At 66.1% G+C, this 18478-nt stretch carries 21 protein-coding genes and 1 tRNA gene; 16 read left to right on the top strand and 6 right to left on the bottom strand.

Annotation, left to right across the window (positions count from 1 at the left end):
* Positions 1 to 4: 4 nt before the first annotated feature.
* Both murI and hemA read left to right on the top strand, forming a co-directional pair.
* On the top strand, positions 5 to 799 hold the full coding sequence (murI, locus tag LRA87_RS10360) for a glutamate racemase (RefSeq protein WP_230631380.1): 795 nt from the start codon (positions 5 to 7) through the stop codon (positions 797 to 799).
* Between the two features lie 124 nt (positions 800 to 923).
* A complete protein-coding gene (gene hemA, locus LRA87_RS10355; RefSeq protein ID WP_329958590.1) occupies positions 924 to 2165 on the top strand; it encodes a 5-aminolevulinate synthase in 1242 nt (413 codons plus the stop codon).
* On the opposite strand, the gene LRA87_RS10350 is transcribed toward hemA, so the two are convergent.
* Positions 2162 to 2644 (bottom strand): DUF3429 domain-containing protein, encoded by a 483-nt coding sequence (locus LRA87_RS10350; RefSeq protein ID WP_230631379.1) that lies wholly within the window; start codon positions 2642 to 2644, stop codon positions 2162 to 2164. The genes hemA and LRA87_RS10350 overlap by 4 nt on opposite strands.
* 197 nt (positions 2645 to 2841) lie before the next feature.
* On the opposite strand from LRA87_RS10350, the gene LRA87_RS10345 reads away from it, so the two are divergent.
* Genes LRA87_RS10345 through LRA87_RS10325 form a run of 5 tightly spaced genes read left to right on the top strand, consistent with a single transcriptional unit; the run spans position 2842 to position 5999 of the window.
* The gene (locus tag LRA87_RS10345; RefSeq protein WP_230631378.1) at positions 2842 to 3276 is read left to right on the top strand and encodes an RpiB/LacA/LacB family sugar-phosphate isomerase; all 435 of its coding nucleotides are present in this window, start codon (positions 2842 to 2844) and stop codon (positions 3274 to 3276) included.
* A gap of 4 nt (positions 3277 to 3280) precedes the next feature.
* Positions 3281 to 4591 carry a serine hydroxymethyltransferase gene (glyA, locus tag LRA87_RS10340; protein WP_230631377.1) on the top strand — a complete coding sequence of 437 codons (1311 nt, stop codon included), beginning with the start codon at positions 3281 to 3283 and terminating at the stop codon, positions 4589 to 4591.
* A gap of 3 nt (positions 4592 to 4594) precedes the next feature.
* A complete protein-coding gene (locus LRA87_RS10335; protein WP_166753199.1) occupies positions 4595 to 4768 on the top strand; it encodes a small multi-drug export protein in 174 nt (57 codons plus the stop codon).
* 8 nt (positions 4769 to 4776) lie between these two features.
* A complete protein-coding gene (gene nrdR / locus LRA87_RS10330) occupies positions 4777 to 5253 on the top strand; it encodes a transcriptional regulator NrdR (RefSeq protein ID WP_230631376.1) in 477 nt (158 codons plus the stop codon).
* Positions 5250 to 5999 carry an RNA methyltransferase gene (locus tag LRA87_RS10325; protein ID WP_230631375.1) on the top strand — a complete coding sequence of 250 codons (750 nt, stop codon included), beginning with the start codon at positions 5250 to 5252 and terminating at the stop codon, positions 5997 to 5999. The genes nrdR and LRA87_RS10325 overlap by 4 nt, the downstream gene beginning before the upstream one ends.
* Here the strand turns inward: LRA87_RS10325 and LRA87_RS10320 are convergent.
* Positions 5969 to 6271 (bottom strand): chorismate mutase, encoded by a 303-nt coding sequence (locus LRA87_RS10320; RefSeq protein ID WP_230631374.1) that lies wholly within the window; start codon positions 6269 to 6271, stop codon positions 5969 to 5971. The two genes, LRA87_RS10325 and LRA87_RS10320, sit on opposite strands and share 31 nt — an antisense overlap.
* A gap of 210 nt (positions 6272 to 6481) precedes the next feature.
* On the opposite strand from LRA87_RS10320, the gene rpsD reads away from it, so the two are divergent.
* The 5 genes from rpsD to LRA87_RS10295 all read left to right on the top strand — a co-directional run bounded on the left by rpsD (position 6482) and on the right by LRA87_RS10295 (position 11991).
* Complete coding sequence (gene rpsD / locus LRA87_RS10315; RefSeq protein ID WP_230631373.1) at positions 6482 to 7096, top strand: 30S ribosomal protein S4; 615 nt, start codon at positions 6482 to 6484, stop codon at positions 7094 to 7096.
* A gap of 300 nt (positions 7097 to 7396) precedes the next feature.
* Complete coding sequence (locus tag LRA87_RS10310; protein ID WP_230631372.1) at positions 7397 to 9040, top strand: M28 family metallopeptidase; 1644 nt, start codon at positions 7397 to 7399, stop codon at positions 9038 to 9040.
* Positions 9037 to 10008, top strand: a complete 972-nt coding sequence (locus LRA87_RS10305; RefSeq protein ID WP_230631371.1) for an agmatine deiminase family protein — start codon at positions 9037 to 9039, stop codon at positions 10006 to 10008. The genes LRA87_RS10310 and LRA87_RS10305 overlap by 4 nt, the downstream gene beginning before the upstream one ends.
* A gap of 200 nt (positions 10009 to 10208) precedes the next feature.
* Entirely contained in the window at positions 10209 to 11069 is an 861-nt protein-coding gene (gene aguB / locus LRA87_RS10300; protein WP_230631370.1) for an N-carbamoylputrescine amidase, read from the top strand.
* Positions 11044 to 11991, top strand: coding sequence for a hypothetical protein (locus tag LRA87_RS10295; RefSeq protein ID WP_230631369.1), 948 nt, complete (start codon positions 11044 to 11046; stop codon positions 11989 to 11991). Before aguB ends, LRA87_RS10295 begins: the two co-directional genes overlap by 26 nt.
* Here LRA87_RS10295 and LRA87_RS10290 read toward each other — a convergent pair.
* Positions 11979 to 12641: a uracil-DNA glycosylase gene (locus tag LRA87_RS10290; RefSeq protein WP_230631368.1), complete on the bottom strand. Its 663-nt coding sequence runs from the start codon at positions 12639 to 12641 to the stop codon at positions 11979 to 11981. The two genes, LRA87_RS10295 and LRA87_RS10290, sit on opposite strands and share 13 nt — an antisense overlap.
* A 22-nt stretch (positions 12642 to 12663) precedes the next feature.
* Here LRA87_RS10290 and folK point away from each other — a divergent pair, with 22 nt between their 5' ends.
* From folK to LRA87_RS10275, 3 genes are all read left to right on the top strand, one after another.
* Positions 12664 to 13140, top strand: a complete 477-nt coding sequence (folK, locus tag LRA87_RS10285) for a 2-amino-4-hydroxy-6-hydroxymethyldihydropteridine diphosphokinase (protein WP_230631367.1) — start codon at positions 12664 to 12666, stop codon at positions 13138 to 13140.
* Positions 13141 to 13160: 20 nt separating this feature from the next.
* Positions 13161 to 13236 (top strand) — tRNA-Lys (locus LRA87_RS10280).
* Positions 13237 to 13303: 67 nt separating this feature from the next.
* Complete coding sequence (locus LRA87_RS10275) at positions 13304 to 13984, top strand: phosphatase PAP2 family protein (RefSeq protein ID WP_230631366.1); 681 nt, start codon at positions 13304 to 13306, stop codon at positions 13982 to 13984.
* Here LRA87_RS10275 and galE read toward each other — a convergent pair.
* A complete protein-coding gene (gene galE / locus LRA87_RS10270; RefSeq protein WP_230632232.1) occupies positions 13981 to 14958 on the bottom strand; it encodes a UDP-glucose 4-epimerase GalE in 978 nt (325 codons plus the stop codon). The two genes, LRA87_RS10275 and galE, sit on opposite strands and share 4 nt — an antisense overlap.
* An 86-nt stretch (positions 14959 to 15044) precedes the next feature.
* Between galE and msrA the strand changes: the two genes are divergently transcribed.
* Positions 15045 to 15584, top strand: coding sequence for a peptide-methionine (S)-S-oxide reductase MsrA (gene msrA, locus LRA87_RS10265; RefSeq protein WP_230631365.1), 540 nt, complete (start codon positions 15045 to 15047; stop codon positions 15582 to 15584).
* A gap of 39 nt (positions 15585 to 15623) precedes the next feature.
* Here the strand turns inward: msrA and fliA are convergent, their stop codons facing one another.
* Together fliA and flhA are read right to left on the bottom strand one after the other, a co-directional pair.
* On the bottom strand, positions 15624 to 16403 hold the full coding sequence (gene fliA, locus LRA87_RS10260) for an RNA polymerase sigma factor FliA (protein ID WP_230631364.1): 780 nt from the start codon (positions 16401 to 16403) through the stop codon (positions 15624 to 15626).
* Positions 16400 to 18478 carry a flagellar biosynthesis protein FlhA gene (gene flhA, locus LRA87_RS10255; protein WP_230631363.1) on the bottom strand — a complete coding sequence of 693 codons (2079 nt, stop codon included), beginning with the start codon at positions 18476 to 18478 and terminating at the stop codon, positions 16400 to 16402. Before flhA ends, fliA begins: the two co-directional genes overlap by 4 nt.

Genomic DNA, 18478 nt, shown 5'->3' with positions numbered 1-18478 from the left:
TCGCATGAGCGGCGGCCCGATCCTCTTCTTCGATTCCGGCGTCGGTGGCCTGTCCGTGGTCGCACCGACACGAGCGCTGCTGCCGCACGCGCCGATCGTCTATGCGGCGGATTCTGCGGGCTTTCCCTACGGCGTCAAGAGCGAGGCGGAGATTGCGGCGCGCGTGCCGGCGTTGCTCGGGCGACTGGTCGAACGGTATCGGCCGCGGCTGGTGGTGATCGCCTGCAACACCGCTTCGACGATTGCCCTGCCGGTCGTCCGCGCCGCGCTCGACGTGCCCGTGGTCGGCACGGTGCCTGCGATCAAGCCCGCAGCCGAAGCGAGTCGCAGCCGCGTCATCGGCGTGTTGGGAACCGAGGCGACGGTGCGCCAAGCCTATGTCGACGATCTCGCCGCGCGGTTCGCAGCCGATTGCATCGTGCTGCGCCACGGCTCGGCCGAACTCGTCCGGCTCGCCGAGGCGAAGCTTGCCGGCCGCGCAACCGATCCCGGGCGGTATCGCGCCGTGCTCTCGGGCCTGTTCGATCAGCCCGACGGCAAGCGGATCGACGTGATCGTCAACGCCTGCACGCACTTCCCGCTGGTCGCGGCGGAACTGGCGGCGGCGGCACCGCCGGGGATGCACTTCGTCGACGGCGGTCCGGGAATCGCCCGGCGAATCGCCTTTCTGACGCAGGGGCAGGACTGGCCCGTCGGCACGCCGCACCACCGGGCGGTGTTCACCCGCCTCGACGATGCCGAACGCGCGCTGGCCCCGGCGCTGGCAGGCTATGGCATCGTACAGATGGAAGCGCTGTAGACCATCCCGCCGTCCGGGTGACGGCAAACGGGGGCAGGGTGGGACAATATGCCCACCCGCCCGATCACGCTCACCGCTTTTATCCACTGGCAACCCGCCCTTCGCGCGGTTACATGGCTTTCCCATGAGCAGCGACGGCACGGACGTGCGCGTGGATTATACGCGCGTCTTCACCCAGGCGATCGATCGCCTACATGCCGAGGGCCGGTACCGGGTCTTCATCGACATCCTCCGCAACAAGGGGATGTTCCCCAACGCGCGCTGCTTTGCCGGCCACAATGGGCCGAAGCCGATCACCGTCTGGTGTTCCAACGATTATCTCGCGATGGGTCAGCATCCCAAGGTGATCGAGGCGATGGAAGAAGCGCTGCACGACGTCGGCGCGGGATCGGGCGGCACCCGCAACATCGGCGGCAACACGCATTACCATATCGATCTGGAACACGAACTCGCCGACCTGCACGGCAAGGAATCGGCGCTGCTGTTCACCAGCGGCTACGTTTCCAACGAGGCGACGCTGTCGACGCTTGCCAAGATACTGCCCGGCTGCGTGATCTTCTCGGACGAACTCAATCACGCCTCGATGATCGCAGGCATCCGCAATTCGGGCTGCGAAAAGCGCATCTTCCGCCACAACGACCTCGCGCATCTCGAGGAATTGCTTGCTGCCGAAGACCCGTCGGTGCCGAAGCTGATCGCGTTCGAAAGCGTGTATTCGATGGAAGCGGACATCGCACCGATCGCCGCGATCTGCGACCTCGCCGATAAATATAACGCGCTGACCTACCTCGACGAAGTCCATGCCGTCGGCATGTACGGCGCGCGCGGCGGCGGCATTTCCGAACAGGAAGGCGTCGCCGATCGGCTGACGATCATCGAAGGCACGCTCGGCAAGGCGTTCGGCGTGATGGGCGGCTATATCGCCGCGGACCAGACGATCGTCGATGTCATCCGCAGCTATGCGCCCGGCTTCATCTTCACCACCAGCCTGTCGCCGGTTCTCGTCGCGGGCGTGCTGGCGAGCGTCCGCCATCTGAAATCGTCCAGCGTCGAGCGCGAGGGGCAGCAGGCCTCGGCGACGCTGCTCAAGACGATGCTCGACGACGCCGGTCTGCCGGTGATGATGGGCGATACCCATATCGTGCCGATCATGGTCGGCGATCCGGTGAAGGCGAAGCGGATCAGCGACATCCTGCTCGCCGAATACGGCGTCTACGTCCAGCCGATCAATTACCCGACGGTGCCGCGCGGCAGCGAACGCCTGCGCTTCACGCCCGGCCCCAGCCATACGCCGGTAATGATGCGGGAACTCACCGACGCGCTGGTCGAGATCTGGAGCCGGCTGGAGCTGCGCAAGGCCGCCTAGGGCATCGATACGCCGCAGATGATCCCGCACAGGATCGTCAGCGCGCCGAGGCCGATCGATAGCGGGACGCGCATCGCCAGCCAGCCCTCCGGCGCGATATGCGCCTCGACCAGACGGCGGTCGATCAGCAGGGTCATCATCACCGCCGATCCCAGCAGCACCAGCGCCCAGTTCAGCGTCAGCACATGGGCGATCGACAGCAGGATCAGCGCGGCACCGAATAGCGACGGCGCCACCGCCCAGCAGGCGATCCGCCCCTGACCATCCGCCGTCATCATCGCGAAACCCCACCAGATTCCGCCCAGGAAGCTCAGGATCAAAGTGGCATAGCCGAAGGCGAACATCGGTCCGATGTCGCTGGCGTCACCGAAGAAGCACGTCGCCGCCGCAGCGATCTGCGGCAGCAGCCCCGCATAGCCCAGGATCAGCGGTGATTCGCCGACAGCGGTCGCACTCCGCCCGGCGGGACGCTCAGACATCGTCGCCGACCGTAGCGGAGCGACGCCGATGGCCGGTCCTGGAACGATGGTCATACGTCATGTTCTTATCCCAGATTTAGTCGGCTGTCGGGCAAAGCGCGCGAACGACCCACTGCGTTCCGCCCCGACTCTGGCAATTGCGGCGATCCATCGCTAAGGCGCGCTGCATCCGATCCGTCTCGCCACAGGACGTCCATTTGCGCATCGCCTTCGCTTCCGATCACGCTGCCGTCGCGCTGAAGGCGCTGCTGGTCGAGCACGCCGCGGCATTGGGCCATGACACGATCGATCTGGGGCCGGATACCGATGCCCGCGTCGATTATCCTGATTTCGGCTACGCACTCGCCGAGGCGATCGCGTCGGGCGGGGCGGACTTCGGTGTCGCGCTGTGCGGATCGGGCATCGGCATCTCGATCGCGGTAAACCGCGATCCGGCATGTCGCTGCGCGCTCGTTTCCGAGCCGTTGTCCGCCGCCCTTGCGCGGCACCACAACGACGCCAATGTCGTGGCCATGGGTGCGCGCCTGATCGGACCCGATCTTGCCAAAGCCTGCCTCGAAGCTTTCCTCGCTGCCCCGTTCGAAGGCGGCCGTCACCAGAACCGCGTCGACAAACTGTCGCGAAAGGACTGAACCCATGAGCACCCGGCCCACCGATTTCAGTGATATTCGCCACGACGGCTTCTTCTCGCAGAGCCTGGCCGATGCCGATCCCGCGATCGCCGCTGGCATCGCCCACGAACTGGAGCGCGAACAGACGCAGATCGAGCTGATCGCGTCGGAAAACATCGTGTCGAAGGCGGTGCTCGAGGCGCAAGGGTCGGTCTTCACCAACAAATATGCCGAGGGCTATCCCGGCAAGCGCTATTACCAGGGCTGCGCGCCATCCGACGAGGTCGAGACGCTGGCGATTGAACGCGCCAAGCAGATCTTCGGCTGCGGCTTTGTCAATGTCCAGCCCCACTCGGGTGCACAGGCGAACGGCGCGGTGATGCTGGCGCTTGTCAAGCCGGGCGAGACGATCCTTGGCATGAGCCTCGACGCCGGCGGCCACCTGACGCACGGTGCGCGCGCCGCGATGTCGGGCAAGTGGTTCAACGCGATCCAGTACGGCGTCGATCCGGTCACGCATCTGATCGACTATGACGAGGTCGAGCGGCTCGCGGTCGAGCATCAGCCCAAGCTCATCATCGCGGGCGGTTCCGCCTACCCCCGTGTCATCAACTTCGCCAAGTTCCGCGAGATCGCGGACAAGGTCGGCGCCTATTTCATGGTCGACATGGCGCACTTCGCAGGCATCGTCGCCGCCGGCCTGCACCCGACGCCGTTCGGCCACGCACACGTCGTCACCACCACGACGCACAAGACGTTGCGCGGCCCCCGCGGCGGCATGATCCTCACCAATGATGAGGCGCTGGCCAAGAAGTTCAACTCTGCGGTCTTCCCCGGCCTGCAGGGCGGCCCGCTGATGCACGTCATCGCCGCCAAGGCGGTCGCGTTCGGCGAGGCGCTGCAGCCCGGCTACAAGAGCTATATCGCCGCCGTCGTCGAGAACGCCAAGGTTCTTGCGGCGACGCTGAAGGAACGCGGCAGCGACGTCGTATCCGGCGGCACCGACACGCACCTCGCGCTGATCGACCTCACGCCGCTCGGCATCACCGGCCGCGACGCGGACGAGGCGCTGGAGCGCGCCGGCATCACCTGCAACAAGAACGGCATCCCCAACGATCCGCTGCCGCCGGTCAAGACCAGCGGTATCCGCGTCGGCTCGCCCGCTGGCACCACCCGCGGCTTCGGCCCCGCCGAATTCCGCGAGATCGGCCACATGGTCGCTGACGTGCTCGACGGTCTGGCCAAGAAGGGCGAACACGGGGACCCGGAGGTCGAGGCGAACGTTCGGACCCGTGTGCGCGCTTTGTGCGCCCGCTTCCCCATCTATCAAGGATAAGCCATGTCGAAGATCGAAGAGGTTCAGGCCACCGTCAAGAACACCCCCGGCCTCGGCAAGAAGATGGCCAAATACGGGGCGATCGGCGCCGTCGTGGCGATCCCGATTCCGTTTGTCGGCCCCGTGCTTGGTGCACTGGTCGGCGCCGGCGTGGCCTATGCCAAGCGCAAGGACTAAATACCTGAATGCGATGCCCCTTCTGCGGCCATGACGACAGCCAGGTAAAGGACAGCCGCCCCACCGAAGACGGGGCGGCGATCCGGCGCCGCCGCCAGTGCGAAGGCTGTGCGGCGCGCTTCACCACCTTCGAACGCATTCAGCTCCGCGACTTGTGGGTGCTCAAAAGCAACGCGTCGGGCGGCGTCCGGCGCGAGGCGTTCGATCGCGAGAAGCTGCTCCGCTCCGTCTCGATCGCCACGCGCAAGCGCCCGATCGAGCCCGTGCGCATCGAAAAGCTGGTCAGCGGCATCCAGCGCCAACTCGAAACGCAGGGGGAGAGCGAAGTGTCGTCGAAGCGGATCGGGGAGATGGTGATGGATGGGCTGAAGGGTCTCGATTCCGTCGCCTACATCCGCTTCGCCAGCGTCTATCGCGATTTTAGCGAAGCCCGCGATTTCGAGGAATTCGCCGGCACCGTCGAACAGGCGGGGCGCATCGAATGAACCCCGTCATCGTCCTCGTCCGCCCGCAATTGGGCGAGAATATCGGCAAGGCCGCACGCGCGATGCTCAATTTCGGGCTGACCGAGATGCGGCTGGTGTCGCCGCGCGACGGCTGGCCCAATCCGAATGCCGGTCCGGCCGCCAGCGGCGCAGACATCGTGCTCGAACGGGCGCAGGTGTTCGACAGCGTCGCCGACGCGGTGGCGGATTGCGCCCACGTCTACGCCACCACCGTCCGCAAGCGCGGCGTCACCAAGCCGGTGGTCACTCCCGAAGTTGCAGCGCGCGAGGTCCATGCCGCCCCCGAACGCTCCGCCTTTTTGTTTGGCCCGGAACGCTCCGGCCTCGAAACCGAAGATGTCGCACTTGCCCGCACGATCCTGACCGTGCCGATCAACCCCGAATTCGGCAGCCTCAACCTCGCGCAGGCGGTGATCCTCGTCGCCTACGAATGGTCGAAGGGGCAGGCGCTGGCGCAGCCGTCACTGACGCCGATCGACCCGCCTGCGCCACAGGAGGAGCTGGAGGGCATGATCGGCCAGCTCGATGACATGCTGGAGCGCGCGAATTTCTTCTTCCCACCCGATCGCGTCGCGACCTCGAAACGCACGTTGCGCACGTTGCTGACCAAACCCGCCTGGTCCTCGCAGGAGGTGCGGACGATGCGCGGCGTTCTGTCCGCGCTCAACGGCGCGAAGGAACGTCGGGTGGAGGCTCAGCGTGCGTCGAATGCGGAGAGTTCATAGGCGATCGACGCTTCGACCAGCTGTTCCCACAGGTCGGCGATCGCGCCACCGGGCAGCCCCAGCCGCTCCGCCTCGGCGCGCGCATTGGCGATCACCGCCGCCTTGCGCGCTTCGTCGCGGACGTGCCCACGCTCCGGCTTGATGCGCGCAGCGGCGTCCATATAGGCAAAGCGCTGCGCCAGCAACGCGACCAGTTCGCGATCGAGCGCGTCGACGCCGGCGCGAACCTCCTTCATGGTGGTGCAGTCGGGGCCTGGAAAAACAGTCGTCATGGGCCGCCGTGTGACGGCCCGCGCCGTGCCTGTCCAGCTTGACTTGGCCACAGGCTCCGGCTAGGCGCCCGCCTTCGCAACAGCCCACGCACCCCGGTGAAGCGATGGGCCTGCCTCTTTCGGGATCAGCAGAGCGAGACCGGGATCAACCCCGCCGCATGGTTCGCCATGGGGTGGGACCACGTCGTTACAGTTGCCAAGGATTAAAATATGTCGAAGCGCCATAGCGCCAAGCACAAGCTCGACCGTCGTCTCGGCGAGAACATCTGGGGCCGGCCCAAGTCGCCCGTCAACAAGCGTGAATATGGCCCCGGCCAGCACGGCCAGCGCCGCAAGGGCAAGGTGTCGGACTTCGGCATCCAGCTGCGCGCCAAGCAGAAGCTCAAGGGCTATTACGGCGACGTGACCGAGAAGCAGTTCCGCGCCTGCTATCACGAAGCCGCGCGCATGAAGGGCGATACCAGCCAGAACCTGATCGGCCTGCTCGAACAGCGCCTCGACATGATCGTCTACCGCGCCAAGTTCGCGCCGACGATCTTCGCCGCGCGCCAGATCGTCAGCCACGGACACATCCGCGTCAACGGCGTGAAGTGCAACATCGCATCGCGTCGCTGCTTCGTCGGTGACGAGATCACGCTGGGTACCAAGGCCAAGGAAATGGCGCTGGTGCTCGAAGCGCAGAACCTCGCAGAGCGCGAAATCCCCGACTACGTCGCACCGGACGGCAATGCCAAGATCACCTTCGTCCGCGTTCCGACGCTCGACGAGGTGCCTTACCCGGTGAAGATGGAACCGAACCTCGTCGTCGAGTTCTACTCGCGATAATTTGGGTCTTCCGGTTTCGGAATATGAAAGGGCGGTCCTCGAGGCCGCCCTTTTTGATTCGCGCGCAGGCGCGAAGACGCAAAGATGTCCCGTTTGCGGCGCGCGCATCGTTCACTGCGGACCTCGCCCTCGGGTCAGGCCGGGCGGCTTCCCGCTCCGTCGTAAGGGCGCTCCCGCGCCGGAAGCCTAACCCTCTGCGTCCTCTGCGCCTTTGCGCGCAACCGCCTTCTTCGAACCGTGGACAAGACTGCACCCGGAAGGCAAAAGGCCGGCAAAGCTGCCATCCATGCGGAGTAACCGATGCGTCGTCTCGTTCTTGCGGCCCTGCTCGCCACTCCGGGTGTGGCGCTCGCCCAATCCGCCCCGCAAATCTCCGTCGACACGCTGAAGGCGGTGACCAAGACCCTCTCCTCCGACGCGTTCGAAGGCCGCGCGCCCGGCAGCGCCGGCGAGGAAAAGACGCTCGCCTACCTGCAACAGCAGTTCCAGAAGGCCGGCCTCAAGCCAGGCAACAAGGGCCAGTGGCTTCAGGACGTGCCGCTGGTCGAGATCACCGCGCAGAACGTCACCCCGCTGACGATCACCGGCGGCAAGTCCCCGCTCGCCCTCGCCTACGGCCCCGACATGGTCGTCGGCACCTATCGCGTCACTCCGCATATCGACGTCAAGGACAGCGAGATGGTCTTCGCCGGCTACGGCATCGTCGCCCCCGAAAAGGGGTGGAACGACTATGCCGGCCTCGACGTGAAGGGCAAGACCGTCGTCGTCCTCATCAACGATCCCGACTGGCAGACGCAGGGGCTGACCGGCCCGTTCAACGGCCGCGCGATGACCTATTACGGCCGCTGGACCTACAAATACGAGGAAGCGGCACGGCAGGGCGCGGCGGCGGTACTCATCGTCCACCAGACCGAACCCGCCGCCTATGGCTGGAACGTCGTCCAGTCGAGCAACACCGGCGCGGCGCACGTCGCCGATGCCGCCAACGGCCATATGGACGACACCGCCGCCCACGGCTGGATGCAGCTCGACAAGGCCCGCGCCTTGTTCGCCAGCGCCGGCAAGGACTTCGACCAACTCGCCGCCGCCGCCAAGGTGAAGGGGTTCAAGCCTGTGTCCCTGGGCGTGAAGGCCTCGGTCAGCTTCGACAACCAGATCAAGAAACAGGTCTCGCACAATGTCGTCGGCATCCTGCCCGGCCGCGAAGCTCCCGACGAATATGTCCTGCTGTCGGCGCATTGGGATCACCTCGGCCGCTGCACGCCGGTGAACGGCGACGACATCTGCAACGGCGCGGTCGACAATGCCGACGGCACCGCCGCACTGGTCGCCTTGGCGGAGGCGAACGTGAAGGCCGGCGCACCCCGCCGCTCGATGGTGTTCGTCGCGCTGACCGCAGAGGAATCGGGCCTGCTCGGCTCGGCCTATTATGGCGAGAACCCGGTCTATCCGCTCGCGAAGACGGTCGGCGGCGCCAACATGGACGCGCTCGCCATGTACGGCCCGTCGAAGGACGTGATCGTCATCGGCCCCGGCAAGTCGCAGCTCGATACCTATCTCAACGCCGCGCTGAAGGCGCAGGGCCGCACCGCAACGCCGGAGCCCACCCCGGAAAAGGGCTTCTATTACCGCTCCGACCATTTCAGCCTCGCCAAGCACGGCGTGCCGATGGTCTATTTCGAAACCGGCCAGAACCTCGTGAAGGGCGGCCTCGCCGCCGGCCAGGCCGCGGCGAAGGATTACGAGGAGAATCGCTACCACGCGCCCTCCGACGAATATAATCCCGCCTGGGACTGGAGCGGTGTGCAGCAGGACGTGGCGCTCTATTACATGCTGAGCCGCGATCTCGCCGACAGCCGCGAATGGCCAAACTGGATGCCCGGCGACGAATTCCGCAGCATCCGCGACAAGAGCCGGGCCACGGTGACCGGAGCCGCCAAGTGACCGCCGTTCCCCCCGCCGAATGGGCGCCGCACCACGCGGTGTGGATAGGCTTTCCCAGCCATCCCGAGTTGTGGGAGGACGATCTCGACCCGGCCCGCGACGAAGTGGTCGCCTTCGCCCGTGCGGTCCACGCCGATGGTCGCGGCGAAACCGTGATCCTCGTCTGCGCCGATGCCGAGGCGGGCAGCGCGGCGACCGCGATGGCGCCGTTCGCCGAGATCGTCGTCGAACCGTTCGGCGACATCTGGCTGCGCGACACCGGTCCGATCGTGCTCGCCGACGGTGACGCGCGCGACTTCGGTTTCAACGGCTGGGGCGGCAAATACGATTTGCCCGGCGACGACACCATCGGGCTGCGGCTCGCCAAGCAGCGCGGCAAGCCGGTCGGCTATTGCAACTGGGTGCTCGAAGGCGGCGCGATCGACGGCGACGGCACCGGTATCGTCGTGACCACCGAACAATGCCTGCTCAACCCCAATCGCAACCCGACCCTGACCAAGACCCAGATCGAGGCGCGGCTGCACGAGGATCTCGGATTCACGCAGGTGGTGTGGCTGGGTGAGGGGCTGCTCAATGACCACACCGATGGCCATGTCGACAACCTCGCCCGCTTCGTCGCGCCGGGCCGGCTGGCTATTCCGCAAGCGGCGGAAAACGATCCCAATTGGCAGGTCTATCAGCACGCCGTCCGCGATGCCCAGGCGGCGGGCCTCGATGTCGTGCCGATCCCGTCCCCCGGCCGCGTCCTCCGCGACGAAGAGGTGGTGCCGGCGAGCTACATGAACTTCTACATCGGCAACGCCGCGGTGGTCGTACCCGTCTACGGCACCGAGAACGACGACGCGGCCGTGGCGGCGATCCAGGCCTTGTTCCCCGATCGCCAAGCGGTGGGCCTGCGCGCCGACCACATCCTGACCGGCGGCGGCAGCTTCCACTGCATCAGCCAACAGATCCCGGTGGAGGTGTGAGTAGGCATGCCGAACATCTCTTCCTGCAGTTCCCCGGCGAAGGCCGGAGCCCAGTTGCGCGACGACCGTGACGGCGTCCGGCGCTTTGTCCGGAAAGCCCTGCCAACTGGGTCCCGGCCTTCGCCGGGGAACTGACACCCCGCCCGGGCGGTCACGCCTCAAGGGGTGACGACACGCCCCGCCGCCCCTACATGCACGCCATGACCCAGATCACCGTCGCCGCCCTGCAACTCGGCTTTTCCAACGACATCGACGCCAACATCACCAACGTCTCCCGCCTCGTCCGCGAAGCGGCCGGGCAGGGGGCGCAGGTGATCCTGCCCCCCGAACTCTTCGAAGGCGAGTACTTCTGCCGGGTCGAGGACGAAGGGCTGTTCGCCAACGCCGCTCCGGTCGGCGAACACAAGGCGGTGCTGGCGATGCAGGCCTTGGCTGAGGCGCTGAAGGTCACCATCCCGACCAGCTTCTTCGAAGCCGACGGCCCGCATTATTACAACAGCCTCGCGATGATCGGTCCCGATGGGGAAGTGCAGGGCGTCTACCGCAAGAGCCACATTCCCGACGGCCCCGGGTACGAGGAGAAATTCTACTTCCGCCCCGGCAACACCGGTTTCAAGGTCTGGCCCGCGCCGCCGACCGCGCCGGGCTGGAAGCTCGGCGTCGGCGTCTGCTGGGACCAATGGTATCCTGAAACGGCGCGGGCGATGATGCTGATGGGTGCCGAACTGCTGTTCTACCCGACCGCGATCGGCAGCGAGCCGCACGATACGTCGCTCGACACCGCTCGCCTGTGGCGGCGTGCGATGGTCGGCCATGCGGTATCCAACGTCGTCCCCGTCATCGCCGCCAACCGCATTGGCGTCGAACATGGCCAGACCTTCTACGGCACCAGCTTCATCACCGACGAACGCGGCGACATCATTGCCGAACTCGACCGGGAGGAGGAAGACGTGATCGTTGCGACGCTTGATCTGGAGCGAATTCGACGCCATCGTGCTGCCTTCGGATTCTTCCGTGATCGGAGGCCTGAGCTGTATGAACGTCTGGTTCGCGACGAATAGCGTCATCCCGGCGACGATTGCCGCAACGCTTGCGATCACATCGCCAATGCAGGCGCAGGATGGCCGGTCGCCACAGACGGCGGCGCCCCCCAGCACCGTCTCGAACCGGGGCGCCGATTCGGAGCCGGACGACATCCTCGTCGAAGGGTATCGCGACAGGCCGGATATCCAGACCAGCGTTTCCAATCCGACCATGACGTCGGCAGTCAAAAACCGTCAGGCGTTCGAATATTCCGAACGAATCGCCAAATGCGCTGCACGTAACAAGATCGGCAGCACGGCGCGCCTGAAGGCTGTGGTCGACGGCGAGTTCAACACGACCACGCATGCGGTCGCGCAGGACCGACTGAAGCGGACATATATCACCTGTTCGGAAAGTCCGACGCTGTTGAGCTTCACGACGGTCGGCGCGTCGACCCTGGAACGGATGGCGGCGAATACCCAGGTCTTCGGCGACTCGGGCGACAGCAGAGGCCTGTCGGGTGCGAATGACATCGCACCGCTAGGATGGTCGATCTACGATCGCGGCGCATTCACCATCGAGGCGTTACGCCGGTTCGCCCCCGAGCTTCGGCTGACGCGGGCCCAGACGCAGGATCCCGCGGTACAGTCGCGCTTCAATGTGCGCGAAATGCCGCGCAACCGTCACCGCCTGCCAACCGATTTCCGGTATTTCGAGGTGGCGGTCTGCATGGTGCGGGTCGAGCCGAGGCTCGCGGTACGGCTGGCTACCAGCGAAGGCGCGGCGCGGATCAGCGATACACAGGCGGCCCTGATCGACCGGGCACGCGTTTGCGTCGGCGGCGCCCGGAACGTGCGCGTCGATCCGACGCAGTTCCGCATCTATATCGCCGATGCGGTGTACCGCTGGGCCGTGGCTGCCAAGGGCGTCGATTCGCTGATTCCCGATCAGAGAGGCTGACGGACCTCCAGCGCGCGGGCGAACACGGCATCGAACATCGCTTCGTCGAGGCGCCCGGTGTTCTGATTGTAGCGCGAAGGATGGTAGCTATCGATCAGCATGCGTCCGTCGGGCATGCGATGTTCGGCAAGATGCGCGAAATTGGCCTTGGGCAGGCGCCCGCCCATAACCTTTACCGCCGATTGATGCGCGATCTGCCCCAGCGCCACCACGACGCGGACGTTGGCGAGTGCAGCGATCTCGCCGTCCAGAAACGGCCGGCACGTGCGGATTTCCTCCGGCGTCGGCTTGTTGGCGGGCGGCAGGCACTTCACCGCATTGAGGATCATCGCGCCGGTCAGCACGACATCGTCGTTGGCACGATTGGCAAAGGTGCCCGTCGCCAGCCCGAACCGACCCAGCGTCGCAAACAGCAGCACACCGGAATGGTCACCGGTGAACGGTCGACCCGTGCGATTGGCGCCGTGCAGACCCGGCGCCAGACCGATGATCGCAAGCCATGCATCGGGATCGCCGAACGCAGGGACGGGCGCATTCCACCATGTCGGGTTCTGTTCGCGCAGGGCGTCGCGCGCTGCGACGAGGCGAGGACATCGGGGGCAATCGCGCGACGGCTCGACGGGATTGGACAGGCTGGGTGCTAAGGTCATCGTTTCCGCCTAAAGCGCGGCGATGACGGCGGCAATCTATGCGATCGGTATCGGGTCGAACCGGCGGGGCCGTCACGGCAGTCCCGTTGCCGAGGTAAGGGCGGCTATCGCCACGTTGGGGACCGTCATCGCCCGATCGCCGGTGATCACGTCCGCACCCCTGGGCCCATCGATCCGACGCTTCGCCAATGCGGTCGTGCTGATCGAGACCATGGAATCCCCGCTCGCATTGCTCGACCGGCTGAAGGCGATCGAGGTCGCGTTCGGTCGCCGTCGTGGCCAGCGCTGGGGCGCGCGCGTCATCGATCTCGATATCCTGTTGTGGTCCGGTGGCGTGTGGCGCGACGACCGTCTGACGGTGCCGCATGCCGGTCTGCGCACCCGAAGTTTCGTACTGACGCCGCTGGCGACCATCGCACCCGCTTGGCGCGACCCGGTGAGTGGCAGAACCATGCGTCAATTGGCACATGCGGTTGACCGACCGCGCGCCCGCCCCTAGTTGCCCCGGATCGATGGCGGGGGTCCGTAGCTCAGTTGGTAGAGCAAGCGACTTTTAATCGAGAGGTCCCGGGTTCGAGCCCCGGCGGACCCACCATCGACGTTTCCCATGCCGACGACGTACCGACCGGCACCGGAGCGGTGTCGACGCGTTGGGAGCCGTGATGACCGAACCCGATATGTCGACCGTGCCCGGCAAGCGGCGCATACCGCCCTTGCTTGTCGGCCTTGCCCTGATCGCCGCGGGGCTGGCCGTGCTGCTCGCCGGGGCGTTCGCGACCAGCCGGTATCCGTTTGCTTTCGATCGCGGGATCATCGTCGGCCTGCGCCAATGGGGCGGGCCGGTGTGGCTGCCCAAGGTCGCGACCGATATCACCGCTCTCGGCGGCGGTGTCGTCCTGACGCTGTTCGCGACGGTCGTGGTCGGCTTCCTGCTGATGCAGCGGCTGTGGCTGACCGCATTGGCGACGGCGATGGCGTGCCTGACCGGCGGCTGGGCGGTGGATGTGATCAAGGGGCTGGTGGTGCGGGCACGCCCCGATCTGGTGCCGCATCTGGTCGACGTCAGCGGCTACAGCTTTCCCAGCGGCCATGCGACGTCGAGTGCGGTGATCTATCTGACGCTCGCCACGCTGGCGGGGCAGGTGACGCCGAGCCGCGCGGCGCGGCGCTACCTGCTGGCGGTCGCGGTGCTGCTGGTCGGCGCGATCGGGTGCAGCCGCGTGTACCTCGGCGTCCACTGGCCAAGCGACGTGCTGGCCGGGTGGAGCTTCGGCACGCTCTGGGCCTTCGGCTGGTGGACCGCGACCGCCGGCGCACGGCAGGCGATCGGCGGCGAGCGCTAGCTGCGCTCGGCGAGCTTGCGTTCCCAGGCAAGCGCATCCTTGACGATCGTATCGAGGTCGTCGCGTTGCGGACGCCAGGGCAGGGCGGCAAGGATCGCTGTATTGTCCGCGACCAGAGCGGCGGGGTCGCCGGCACGACGCCCTTCGTAGCGGCGCTGGATCGTCAGGTTGGTGACGCGATCGACCGCATCGAGCACTTCGTTGACCGAGAAGCCGCGATTGTAGCCGGCGTTGAGCGTGTGGCTGCGCGTCGGCTCGGCGACCAGCAATTCCAGTGCGGCGACATGTGCGGCGGCGAGGTCGCTGACATGGATATAATCGCGCACGCCGGTGCCGTCGGGGGTGTCGAAGTCGGTGCCGAACACCGACACCGCGTCGCGCTTGCCGGTCGCCGCCTCGACCGCGATCTTGATCAGATGCGTCGCGCCCACCGTCGACTGGCCGGATCGGCCTTCGGGATCGGCGCCGGCGACGTTGAAATAGCGCAGCGCGCAATAGTTGATCGGATGCGCCGCCGCGACGTCGCGCAGCATCGCCTCGGTCATCAGCTTGGACATGCCATAGGGATTGATCGGGACGGTCGGGTCGCCTTCCTGCACCGGCACCTTCACCGGCGTGCCGTACGTCGCGGCGGTGGACGAGAAGATGAAGTGCGGCACGCCCTCGACGACCGCGCTTTCGAGCAGCGCACGCGTCGCCGCGGTGTTGTTGCGGTAATATTTGAGCGGATCGCTGACCGATTCCGGCACCACCACCGAACCGGCGAAATGCATGATCGCCCGCACGCCATGCTCGCGGATCGCGCGACGCACCGCCGCATCGTCCTCGATATTCGCCTGCACCAGCGTCGCGCGGGAATCCACCGCCCAGTCGAAGCCGGTGACGAGATTGTCGACCACGACCACGTCATAGCCCGCATCGAGCAGCGCGAGCACTGCATGGCTGCCGATATAGCCGGCACCGCCGGTCACCATTACCTTGCCGTTCAACGTCACCTGATCTGCTCCCGCCTTTTGCGCGCTCTAGCCCGTTCCTACATGGGGAGCAAAGGAGACGCGTAATGACGGATTATGTGACGGTGGCCGGCGGCTGCTTCTGGTGTACCGAGGCGGTGTTCAAGGACGTGATCGGCGTGGAGAGCGTCGAGAGCGGCTATATCGGTGGTTCGGTGCCCAATCCCACCTACAAGCAGGTCTGCGGCGGCGACACCGGCCATGCCGAGGCGATCCGCATCGGCTTCGATCCCGAACAGCTGCAGCTCGGCGACCTGCTCGACATCTTCTTCGCGACGCACGATCCGACGCAGCTCAACCGGCAGGGCAACGACGTCGGCACGCAATATCGCTCGGCAGTGTTCCCGGCCGACGATGCACAGGAAGCCGAGATGCGCGCCGCGATCGACCGCGCGCAGGCGGAATCGTCAAAGCCGATCGTGACCACCGTCGAGCCGATGACGGAATGGTATCCGGCGGAGGGTTACCACCAGGATTATTGGGAAACCTCGGGCCGCTCGAACCCGTATTGCATGGCGGTGATCCCGCCCAAGTTGCAAAAGCTGAGGAAGAGCTTCGCCGCACGGTCGAAGGCCGTGGTGGCTTAGGTCTGATATAGTCCTCCCCCTCGCGGGGGAGGACTTTGGCTATACTTTCCTCGACAGCGCCTTCTTCAACTTTGCATGAGCGGCGGCCTTGATCTGGCACACTCTCGCCGATCCGACGCCCAGCACCTGCCCGATCTCCTCGAGGTTCAATTCCTCGACGTAATACAGTTGGATCACCTGCGCCTCTCGTTCGGGCAGTGATGTGATCGCGGCGATCAGCGTGTCGCGGAGGTCACTCTCCGCCAGCTGTTCGAACGCGTCGGGTGTGTCGTCGGCGAACCACGGCAGGTCGTCGGCATAGACCTCGTCCATCGATTCGAACCTCACCGCGTCCGCCGTTTCATAGTCCGCACGCAATTTCTCCACGGATACGCCGAGTTCCGTCGCGAGTGCCGCTTCGTCCGGCGCACGGCCGGTCCTTGCCGTCACCGTGGCGATGGCGGCGTGATATTGCCGGCGTCGCCGCATCGCGCCGCGAGTCGTCGTCGCCTGTCGCCGCAATTCATCGATCATCGCGCCACGCAGCCGCGTTTGCAGATAGGCACGGAATTGCGCGCCTTGCTCGGCGGCTTGTCCCACGGCCTCGACCAGCGCGACGAGGCCGATCTGCACCAGATCCTCCACATCGACGATTGTGCTCATCGATCCATGGACGTGCCAGGCGATGCGGCGGACGAGCGGCAGATATTGCCGGATCATCGTTTCCTGATCGCCGCCGGGCCGCGACACGCGCGAATAGGTGAGCGGCTGGACCGGGATCAGCGCGGCCGGGGCCGGCTGGGCGTCGGTGAACGCCAGCTTCATCGGTTCGGCGCTCATGCCGCCAGCGCCTGATGCTGCTGCGATCCACCGATCACCGCGACGACCTCGACCGCCTTTTCTTCAGGGACTTCGAAGAACGACAGCACCGGCGTATCGGGCAGTACGGTCTTTACCAGCTTGCGGATCGCGATGCGGATCGCGGGCTGGACGACGAGCGCGAACGGCTTGGCCTCGGCGATCAGCGGTTGCGCCGCCTGTTGCAGCGCATCGACGATGCGGCGGCCGAGGTCGGGTTCGATCACATGGCGGCGCGACTGGTCGGCACGTGCCGCCTGGCCGAGCAGTCCTTCCAATTGCCCCTCCAGCGTCATCACCCGCAACGGCTCGCGCACGCCGCACAGCTTCTGGATGATCAGCGGGCCGAGCTCCGGACGGATCAGTTCGATGATCTCCTCGGCATCGGCGCTGCGCGTGGCGGCGACCGAGATCGCCTGCGCGATGCGACGGAATTCCTTCAACGGAATATTCTCCGCAAGCAGGCCCTTCAGGACCTGGGTGAGGGTGGTGAGCGGTAGCGGATTGGGCGTCAGCGATGCGACGAGCTGCGCCGCACGCTCCTTCAGCCCGTCGAGCAGCGACTGGACCTCGTCCGGTCCCAGCAGGTCGGTGGCGTTGGCGCCGAGCACATGGTTGAGGTGCGTCGCCATGACGGTGCCGGCGTCGACGACGAGGAACCCCGCGCCGGTCGCCGCATCCGCATCGCCGGCGGGAATCCAGGTCGCATCGAGCCCGAAGGTCGGGTCCTTGGCCTTCTTGCCGTGGAGATCGCCGTATGCCTGACCGGTATCGAGCGCGAGCATCTCGTCGGGCGAAACCTGATCCTCGCCCAGCACGACGCCGTTGACGACGATGCGATAGGTGTAGGGCGCAAGGTTGATGTCGTCGCGCACCCGGCATTGCGGCACTACGAAGCCCAGGTCGCGGCTCAGCTGGCGGCGAACGCCGGTGATCCGCCCCATCAGCGGCGCACCGCGGCGCGGATCGACCAGCGGCACCAGCCCATAGCCGATGTCAAAATTGACCTGCATGCCCTCCGTCACCTCGTCCCAGTCGATCTTCGACGGGTCGGCGGGTTCCTCGGCGACGGCGGGCAGCGTGGCGGCGACGGGGCGGCGCTCGATCTGGCGCAGCTTCCATGCGGCGAACCCGGCGAGCGCGGCGGTGGAGAGGATGATCATGTGCGGCATGCCGGGCAGCAGGCCGAGCAGTCCGAGGATGATCGCGACCGGCGTCCAGGTGCGCGGGGAGCCGAACTGGCCGCCGATCTGGCCGGCGAGATCCTTGTCCGACGACACCCGGGTGACGATCGCGGCGGCGGCGATCGACAGCATCAGCGAGGGCAGCTGCGCGACCAGCGCGTCGCCGATCGCCAGCAGGATATACCCCTTCGCCGCAGCGGCGATGGTCATGCCGTGGCTGACCGGGCCGAGGATCAGGCCGCCGATGATGTTGGCGGCAAGGATCAGCAGCGCGGCTACCGCGTCGCCCTTCACGAACTTGGACGAACCGTCCATCGAACCGTAGAAATCGGCCTCGGTCGCGACTTCAACACGGCGTTTCTTGGCGTCTTCCGGCGTGATTAGGCCGGCGTTGAGATCGGCGTCGATCGCCATCTGCTTGCCGGGCAGCGCGTCGAGGGTGAAGCGCGCGGAGACTTCCGATACGCGGCCTGCGCCCTTTGTGACGACGATCAGGTTGATGATCATCAGGATCGCGAAGACGAAGATGCCGACGACGTAATCGCCGCCGATCAGGAAGGTGCCGAACGCCTCGATGACATGGCCCGCCGCGCTCTCGCCCTCATGGCCGTGGACCAGCACGATGCGGGTCGAGGCGACGTTGAGGCCCAGGCGGAACAGCGTCGCGAACAGCAGGACGGTCGGGAAGGACGAGAAATCGAGCGGCTTCTGCGCGTTGAGCGACACCATCAGCACCGCAAGGCTGATCGCGATATTGGCGACGAAGAAGATGTCGAGCAGGAACGCCGGGATCGGCACGACCATCACGACGACGAGCAGCAGGATGGCGAGCGGCAGCGCCGCGCCGCGGCCGGTGGCGAGCAGCTTGTTCAC

It is taken from the genome of Sphingomonas sp. Leaf37 (assembly GCF_920939475.1).
Lineage (GTDB): Bacteria > Pseudomonadota > Alphaproteobacteria > Sphingomonadales > Sphingomonadaceae > Sphingomonas.
This window is presented reverse-complemented; position numbering and strand designations above follow the sequence as displayed.